This is a genomic window from Streptomyces sp. NPDC005784, from assembly GCF_042871525.1.
In the GTDB taxonomy this organism is placed as follows: Bacteria; Actinomycetota; Actinomycetes; order Streptomycetales; family Streptomycetaceae; genus Streptomyces.
Genome location: NZ_JBIAIQ010000016.1, coordinates 1 through 7,619, shown reverse-complemented (window position 1 = coordinate 7,619; position 7,619 = coordinate 1). Strand labels below are relative to the sequence as shown.

Genomic DNA, 7,619 nt, shown 5'->3' with positions numbered 1-7,619 from the left:
CCAGCGAGGCTCGACCACACCGCCGCACGGGCGTGTGCGGGGCATCCGCGCGGAGCGCGAGGACAGGTCACCGGGGCACGACGAGGTGCGCCCCACCGGCACTGGGCGAGGCCTGCGACCCAGCGGTAGGGCGGGCGGCCCATCCGCGCTGACGGCCCTGAGGCCCACCGCCGAGGTGCGGCTCACCGACGCTTGGCAGGCCCGGGGCCCGGTGGCGGGGCTGCGCTGCCCCGAAGGCGCGTGCGGGGCATTCGCGCCAAGCGCGAGAACGGGTTCACCGGGCTACGGCGGGGTGCGGCCCAGCCGGGCTGGATGGCCCTGGGGCCCACCGACGGGGTGCAGCCCGCCGGTGCTGAGCGGGCCGGGCCTTGGTGCGAGGCGGGGACAGGGGCGGTGCGGGTCTCGGGGTGCGGGGGAACGGCGGGAAGGAGCGGGCGTACACGTCAGTGGCGGCGGACGCCCGCTTCTTCGCCGTATTCGCCGAGCAGGACCACCCCGAAGGCCGCTCGCGCGAACACCTTGACGGCGCGCACGGCGTCGCCGAGGCGGTGACGATGGTGGACGGAGGTCACGGCCGTCGCGCCGCGCGCGACAGGCCCGGGATGGGCAGGACCTTGGGTGAAAGTGGCTGCACTCATATCTCCATGGTGCGCACCGATACGCCGAACGGCGTCGGTCTTCGGACCGAACCTCGCCACCCCCCAGGTACGGCTCCGGGCTCCCCGCCGTACGCCCTACGTCGGACACCGCCCCCTAGGGTCCCCGGGTGCCCGACCCTGACAAGGCAGTCAGGTACCGGAAAACCCGTTGGCCCCGGCATCCGTCCGTCGCCTAGAATCTTCGCTCTTGCCCGCCTCCCTTCCCGGAGTGCCGCCGCCCGGCCGGAAACCGGACGGCACCTGGAATCACACCGGATTCCGTACGGATTCTGGACAGATTCCCAACGAGATCCGCAGAGATCCACGATCCGCATCGCCCCACAAGCACTCCAAGCACTCCCGAAGCACTCCCGCAGCAGGTTTCCCCGGAGGCAATTCCCCGTGTCCACCCTGTCCGACGGTCCGTCCGAGTCCGACGATCCCCTGTCCCGCGAGCGCGCCCACCTCTCCGAGTCCCGTTCGGCGCTCCGCGCGATGCGCGAGGACGCGGAGAACCTCGACATCCGCGACGTCACCGCGAACTGGGTGAACGCCGAGGTGCTGCACCGGCAGATCGGCGAGCGCATCAAGGCCCTCGCCGACCTCAGCCACACCCCGCTCTTCTTCGGGCGGCTCGACTATCTGCACCCGCCGGGCTCCGACCGGGCGGAGGGCGCGGAGGGCGAGCGGTTCTACATCGGGCGTCGGCATGTCCACGACGCCGGCGGCGATCCGATGGTCATCGACTGGCGCGCGCCGGTGTCCCAGCCGTTCTACCGGGCCTCGAAGAAGGACCCGATGGACGTCGGGCTGCGCCGCCGCTTCGGCTACACCGGCGGCGACCTCACGGCCTACGAGGACGAGCACCTCTCCGACCCGGCCGAGGCCGCGGCCACCAGCAAGCTGCTCCAGCAGGAGATCGAGCGCCCGCGCGTCGGTCCGATGCGCGACATCGTGGCAACCATCCAGCCGGAGCAGGACGAGATCGTACGGTCCGGGCTGTCCGGTTCGGTCTGTGTGCAGGGAGGTCCCGGCACCGGGAAGACCGCCGTCGGCCTGCACCGGGTCGCGTATCTGCTGTACGCGCACCGGGAGCGGCTCGCCCGCACCGGCACCCTGGTCATCGGGCCGAACAAGTCCTTCCTGCACTACATCGAGCAAGTCCTGCCCGCTCTGGGCGAGTTGGAGGTCAGGCAGGCGACCGTCGACGATCTGGTCGCGCACGTCGAGGTGCGCGGCACTGACGACTCGGCCGCGGCCGTGCTCAAGGGCGACGCCCGGATGGCCCAGGTGCTGCGCCGGGCCGTCCGCTCGCACGTGAGCATCCCGACCGAGCCCGTGGTGGTGGTCAGGGGATCACGGCGCTGGCGCGTCCCGGCGTACGAACTGGAGGAGATCGTCAGGGAGTTGCTCGACCGCGACATCCGGTACGGCGCCGCCCACCAGGCCCTTCCGCAGCGGATCGCGCATGCCGTGCTGGTCCAGATGGAGCGCTCCGGGGAGGCGCCGGACGACCGCGTGCAGGACGCCGTGGCCCGCAACGCCGCCGTGAAGGCCGCAGTGAAGGCGATCTGGCCGCCCGTCGACCCGGCGAAGCTCGTGCTCCGGCTGCTGAGCGACGCGGAGTTCCTCGCCGCGCACGCGGAGGGGCTGCTCGACGAGGGCGAGCAGAAGGAGATCCTCTGGGCGAAGCCGGTGCGCGGCGTGAGGGCCGCGAAGTGGTCGGCCGCCGACGCCGTGCTGATCGACGAGGCCACGGACCTGGTCCAGCGCACGCACTCCCTCGGGCACGTGGTGCTCGACGAGGCGCAGGACCTGTCGCCGATGCAGTACCGAGCGGTGGGGCGGCGCTGCACGACGGGGTCGGCGACCGTGCTCGGGGACCTGGCGCAGGGGACGACCCCGTGGGCGACCCGGAGCTGGGAGGAGGCCCTCGGCCACCTGGGCAAGGGGGACGCGGTGGTCGAGGAACTGACGGCGGGTTTCCGCGTGCCGACGGACGTCATCACCTACGCGTCCCGGCTGCTGCCGCACATCGCGCCCGGTCTCGCACCGGTCGCGTCGGTGCGGGAGAACCCGGGCTTCTTCGAGGTGCGCGCGAGCACGGCGGACGCCGAAGTCCTGGGCGCGGTGGATGAGTTGCTCGACCACGAGGGGTCGGTCGGGCTGATCGCCGCCGACGCCCGGATCCCGGTGCTCACCGAGGCGCTGACGGCGGCCGGGCGGACGTATCTCGGCCCGGGCGAGGAGACGACGGCCGAGACCCGGCTGACTCTGGTCCCGGCCTCGCTCGCCAAGGGCCTGGAGTACGACTACGTGGTCCTGGACGAGCCGCGGGCCGTCGTCGACGGCGAGCCGGACGAGCGCACCGGCCTGCGCCGCCTGTACGTGGCACTCACCCGGGCGGTCTCGGGGCTGATCGTGACCCACGCGGCCCCGCTCCCCGCCGAGCTGACCTGAGCACCCCAAGCAGCCGAACCGGCCTGACCCGACCGACCGAGCTGGCCTGACCCGACCGACCGAGCCGGCCTGACCTGACAGCCCCGGTGCGCTGGCTGGCGCACCGGGGGGCGGCAGCAGCGGCACAAGCGGCCGGCCGGTACAAGGGGACGCCGTTACGAAGGGACGGCGCCCCAATGCCGGGGGGGGACCCCGCCCTACGCGTCACGGGGAGTCGGCGTCCCACGCATCGAGGGGAGCCGACTTCCCACGCGTCGAAGGGAGCCGGCCTCCCCTGCACCGAGGAAAGCGCGCCCCACACGTCCAGGGAAACCAGCGCCCCACACGTCGAAGGGGGCCGGTGGCCCACGCATCGAGGGGAGCCGACTTCCCACACGTGGAAGGGAGCCGGCCTCCCCTGCACCGAGGAAAGCGCGCCCCACACGTCTAGGGAAACCAGCGCCCCACACGTCGAAGGGGGCCGGTGGCCCACACGCCGCAGGGGGCCGGTGGCCCACACGCCGAAGGGGGCCGGTGGCCTACGCGCCGCAGGGGCCGGTGGCCCACACGTCGCAGGGGGCCGGTGGCCTACGCGTCGAGGGCGGTCCGCCATTCCCGTACCGCCTCCGCCGAGACCGGTCCCGTCCAGCCTCCCGGGCGTGCCGCACCGCCGATGTGGAAGGCGTCGAGGCCCGCGGCGCGAAGCCCCGGCACATGATCGAGGCGCAGGCCGCCGCCGACCATGATCCGCGGCTCGTATCCCGGTTCGCCGCGACGGGCGGACTCGGTCGCGAGGACGACGAGCCCGTCGTCGACGCCCGTCGGGGACCCGGCGGTCAGATAGGCGTCGAGGCCGGGCAGGTCCGCGAGCTGCTTGCGCAGGGCGTCACGGTCGGCGGCGCGGTCGATCGCGCGGTGGAACGTCCAGCGGCAGCCGTCCAGTTCGGCGACGATCCGCTCCACGGCGGCCAGGTCGGGGGAGCCGTGCTCGTCCAGGAAACCGAGCACGAACTCGTCCGCGCCCGCGTCCCGCATGGCGCCCGCGACCCGTACGAGCGTGTCGACGCCCTGCGCGCCGCCCGCCGCGAAGCCGTCCGACAGGCGCAGCATCACGCGCAGTGCGATGTCGACGGAGGCACGGATCCCGGCGAAGGTCTCCACCGACGGGGTCAGCCCGTCGGCCGCCATGTCGGTGACCAGCTCCAGCCGGTCCGCACCGCCGGCCTGAGCGGCGACCGCGTCCTCCACGCCGAGGGCGATCACCTCCAGGACTGCGCTCTTCCGCTCGCTCATCGGACCTCTTCCCTTGGGCCGCTACAGGTCTAGTCCAATCCAAGAGTACGCGGGCGGGAGCGGGGGCGCGAGAAGATCACGGCGAGTGGAGGGGCCGCCGAGGGATTTCCCTCCGGCCCCTCCCTCGCCCACCGTTCACCGGAACAGATTCAGCTCTTCCTCCCGCGCCCCCACCAGCTCGTACGCCGTCGTCATCGCGACCGGCCGGCCCGAGCAGAGCCGTACGAGGGTCGCGGCACCGCCGATGTAACGGGCCGGGGGCCGGTCGCCGGGGATACCGCCCAGGCGCAGGGGGTCGTCGAGGTCGTCGAGATCCGCGTGCAGCGGCACATGGTCGCGTTCGCGGCTGACGCGGACCAGGAGCGTGAGGGCGTGCGGGAGTCCCGCTCCCTCGTAGGCGCCCGGTTCCCCGAACGCCTCGCGCACGTCCCCGGCATGGACCCACTCCCCGAGTGCGACCGCGTCGAGAACACCGCCGGCCCGGGCGATCACCGGCCCCGCCTCGGTCATCCCGCGTTCCAGCTCGTCGACGACCCGCGCCGTCGGCCAGTCGCCGCGCTCGGCGATGTCGCGGTCGTTGGCCTCGGGCGAGAACACCCCGGGTTCGAAACGGCTCTCGACGACCCGCGTCAGCACGGCCGAGCAGTGCGCCAGCACGTCCCGCACCGTCCACGCCGGACACCCGGCCGTCGAACGCGCGAAGTCGCCCTCCGGCCTCGCCCGCAACAGCGGGATCAGCGCGTCGCGCTCGGTGCGCAGGAGCAGACCGGGCAGTTCCGGGTCCCGTACGTCGTGTGCGTCTCCAGGAATCATGACTCCACGCTAGGGGCCGGCGTCCCCAGGAGCTGTCCTCCCCAGGGGCTGTCGCTCGGATCGGACGCGGAGCTTGCGAAGCGTGCGAGGTCTGAGTGGTGTGAGTGGTGTGAGCGGTGTGAGCGGTGTGAGCGGTGTGAGTGGTGTGAGCGGTGTGCCCGCTAGCGGCGCAGTTCGAAAGAGATGTGCGGGGACAGCGCGCGGAGGAAGTCGGGGGCGTCGAAGATCTCACCGGCGGAGGCGACATCGACCGTCCTGGTGCGTCCCGTGAGGATGCGGTCGACCGCTTCCACCACGAGCGGCGCGGTGACGGCGTAGATGTCCCGGCCCCTCGCCACGGCCCGCCGTTCGGCACCCCCGGAGCGCACGACGACATCGACGACGAAGGTCTGCCCGGACCGCCCGCGCTCGTCGACCGCACGCGGCGCCGGGGTGTCCGGGGCCGACAGTTCCCCGGCCGCCTCGACGGTCATGTAGGTGCGCACCTCGGGGACGGCGAGGTGGCTGGGCACGGTGACCACGTCGGCCATCGAGAACTCCCCGATGACGGCCCGCGGCCCCATGGGGTCGGGGAACGGCCACTCCAGGGCGGGCGGGGCGTCCTGGCGGTACTCCAACTGCCCCTTGGTGTAACGGACGCGCCGGCCGCCGCGCCGCTCCCGGGAGACCGCGCCCGCGGCGCGCGTCCCGGCGGTGGGGTGCCAGCCGCTCAGCCCGTACGCGATGTGCGCCTCGTCGGCCGCCGTCCACTCGCCCATCGCGGCCGTGGCCAGCAGGTCGCCGAAGCCGCCGTAGAAGGCCATCGCCGGGACGATCACCGTGCCCGCGGCGCGGGCCCGCTCCGAGAAGTGCGTGAACGTGTCGAGGTTGGCCTCGATCTCGGCCGCCACGTCCACGTACGGGATCCCGGCACGCAGGGCCGCCTCGATCACGGGGGCGGCCGTCGTGGCGAAGGGCCCGGCGCAGTTGATCACAGCCGCCGCACCGGCCAGCGCGTGGTCGAGGGAATCCGGATCGTCGACCGAGGCGGGGCGGACGTCGAGTCCGGGGTGCGAGGCCGCCAGTTCCTTCAGCTTCTCGGCGTCCCGGCCGGAGAGGACCGGGACGAACCCGCGCTCCAGCAGTTCCGCCACCACGAACCGTCCGGTGTGCCCGTACGCGCCGAACACCGTTACCGCCTGCCCCGACTCCATGGGTTCTCCCCCGTGCTCGAAGTGAACTGCCTTGATCCGTCACGGACATCCTGACGAGGGCGGGCGCCCCGCACGAGTGTCCGGAACGCCATGCCCCGTACACTTCCGGACATGACCTCTGTCGCGCTGGCCGCCACCGACGGAATGCTCCACTTCGAACTGGCCCTGGCCTGCGAGGTTTTCGGCTCCGCCCCGGCCGCCGTGACGGGTCCCTGGTACGACCTCGCGGTCTGCGGGCCGAAGGCCGTGCGGGTCGGCCGGTTCCATCTGGAGCCCGATCACGGCTTGGACGAACTCCCCCACGCCGACACGGTGATCGTCCCGGGCTGGGCCGACATCGACCGGGACCCGCCCGCCGACCTGGTCGACGCGGTGCGCGCGGCCCACGAGGCGGGCGCCCGCGTGGCCTCCCTGTGCACCGGCGCGTTCGTCCTGGCCGCCGCCGGCCTGCTGGACGGCAAGCGCGCGACCACGCACTGGGCGCACACCCGGGCCCTGGCCGCCCGCCATCCCCGGGTGACGGTGGACCCGGACGTCCTCTACGTGGACAACGGCAGTGTGCTCACCTCCGCCGGCAAGGCCGCCGCCATGGACCTGTGCCTGCACCTCGTACGCCTCGACCACGGCTCGTCGGTCGCCAACACCGTCGCCCGCCACCTGGTCGTGTCCCCGCACCGGGACGGCGGCCAGGCCCAGTTCGTCACCACCCCGGTGCCCGCCCCGGACCACCACCCGCTCGCCGAGCTGTTCCCCTGGGTCATCGAGCGGCTGGACCGTCCGCTGACCGTGGAGGACCTGGCCCGCCAGGCGCGGATGAGCTCGCGCAACCTGGGCCGCCACTTCAGGTCGGTGACCGGCACCACCCCGCTGCAATGGCTGCTGACCCAACGGATCCGGCACGCCCAGGAGTTGCTGGAGACCACCGACGCCGGAGTCGACGCCATCGCGGCCGCCACCGGCATGGGCACCGCCGCGACGCTGCGCCGGCACTTCAACCGCACGGTCGGCGTGCCTCCGGACGCCTACCGCCGCACGTTCCGCTCACGGACCCGCCCCGGCCCGGACGACAGCGGGCAACACCACGGGCGCCCTGATCCGGACCACCGCAGGCGCCCCTGAGCCGGCATCGGCAGCCCGTCCCCTTGCCGCCCCGTTACCTTTTCCGTGGCCCCGCAATGGGGCGCCTGGCCCCCGGGTCCGGTATGGCTGTGTGCCCCCTGTCGTACGGATGACCTGGGGGGTG

The 7,619-nt window shown here is 73.2% G+C and carries 6 protein-coding genes; 2 read left to right on the top strand and 4 right to left on the bottom strand.

Annotation, left to right across the window (positions count from 1 at the left end):
• Nucleotides 1-443 precede the first annotated feature (443 nt).
• Entirely contained in the window at nucleotides 444-638 is a 195-nt protein-coding gene (locus ACFYR3_RS24190; protein ID WP_355841351.1) for a hypothetical protein, read from the bottom strand.
• A 495-nt stretch (nucleotides 639-1,133) separates the two neighbouring features.
• Between ACFYR3_RS24190 and ACFYR3_RS24185 the strand changes: the two genes are divergently transcribed.
• On the top strand, nucleotides 1,134-3,098 hold the full coding sequence (locus ACFYR3_RS24185) for a HelD family protein (protein WP_389284761.1): 1,965 nt from the start codon (nucleotides 1,134-1,136) through the stop codon (nucleotides 3,096-3,098).
• A 567-nt stretch (nucleotides 3,099-3,665) separates the two neighbouring features.
• Here the strand turns inward: ACFYR3_RS24185 and ACFYR3_RS24180 are convergent.
• The 3 genes from ACFYR3_RS24180 to ACFYR3_RS24170 form a co-directional block, all read right to left on the bottom strand.
• Complete coding sequence (locus tag ACFYR3_RS24180) at nucleotides 3,666-4,370, bottom strand: copper homeostasis protein CutC (protein ID WP_355841349.1); 705 nt, start codon at nucleotides 4,368-4,370, stop codon at nucleotides 3,666-3,668.
• 135 nt (nucleotides 4,371-4,505) lie between these two features.
• Nucleotides 4,506-5,183 carry a maleylpyruvate isomerase family mycothiol-dependent enzyme gene (locus ACFYR3_RS24175; RefSeq protein ID WP_389284710.1) on the bottom strand — a complete coding sequence of 226 codons (678 nt, stop codon included), beginning with the start codon at nucleotides 5,181-5,183 and terminating at the stop codon, nucleotides 4,506-4,508.
• Between the two features lie 161 nt (nucleotides 5,184-5,344).
• Complete coding sequence (locus ACFYR3_RS24170; protein ID WP_389284708.1) at nucleotides 5,345-6,376, bottom strand: saccharopine dehydrogenase family protein; 1,032 nt, start codon at nucleotides 6,374-6,376, stop codon at nucleotides 5,345-5,347.
• Between the two features lie 111 nt (nucleotides 6,377-6,487).
• Between ACFYR3_RS24170 and ACFYR3_RS24165 the strand changes: the two genes are divergently transcribed.
• Nucleotides 6,488-7,495 (top strand): helix-turn-helix domain-containing protein, encoded by a 1,008-nt coding sequence (locus ACFYR3_RS24165; RefSeq protein WP_389284707.1) that lies wholly within the window; start codon nucleotides 6,488-6,490, stop codon nucleotides 7,493-7,495.
• The last annotated feature ends 124 nt before the right edge of the window (nucleotides 7,496-7,619 follow it).

What these genes read in the sequence shown, in the direction of transcription:
- ACFYR3_RS24190 (WP_355841351.1), bottom strand. Translation starts at nt 638, where the DNA reads ATGAGTGCAGCCACTTTCACCCAAGGTCCTGCCCATCCCGGGCCTGTC.
- ACFYR3_RS24185 (WP_389284761.1), top strand. Translation starts at nt 1,134, where the DNA reads ATGCGCGAGGACGCGGAGAACCTCGACATCCGCGACGTCACCGCGAAC.
- ACFYR3_RS24180 (WP_355841349.1), bottom strand. Translation starts at nt 4,370, where the DNA reads ATGAGCGAGCGGAAGAGCGCAGTCCTGGAGGTGATCGCCCTCGGCGTG.
- ACFYR3_RS24175 (WP_389284710.1), bottom strand. Translation starts at nt 5,183, where the DNA reads ATGATTCCTGGAGACGCACACGACGTACGGGACCCGGAACTGCCCGGT.
- ACFYR3_RS24170 (WP_389284708.1), bottom strand. Translation starts at nt 6,376, where the DNA reads ATGGAGTCGGGGCAGGCGGTAACGGTGTTCGGCGCGTACGGGCACACC.
- ACFYR3_RS24165 (WP_389284707.1), top strand. Translation starts at nt 6,488, where the DNA reads ATGACCTCTGTCGCGCTGGCCGCCACCGACGGAATGCTCCACTTCGAA.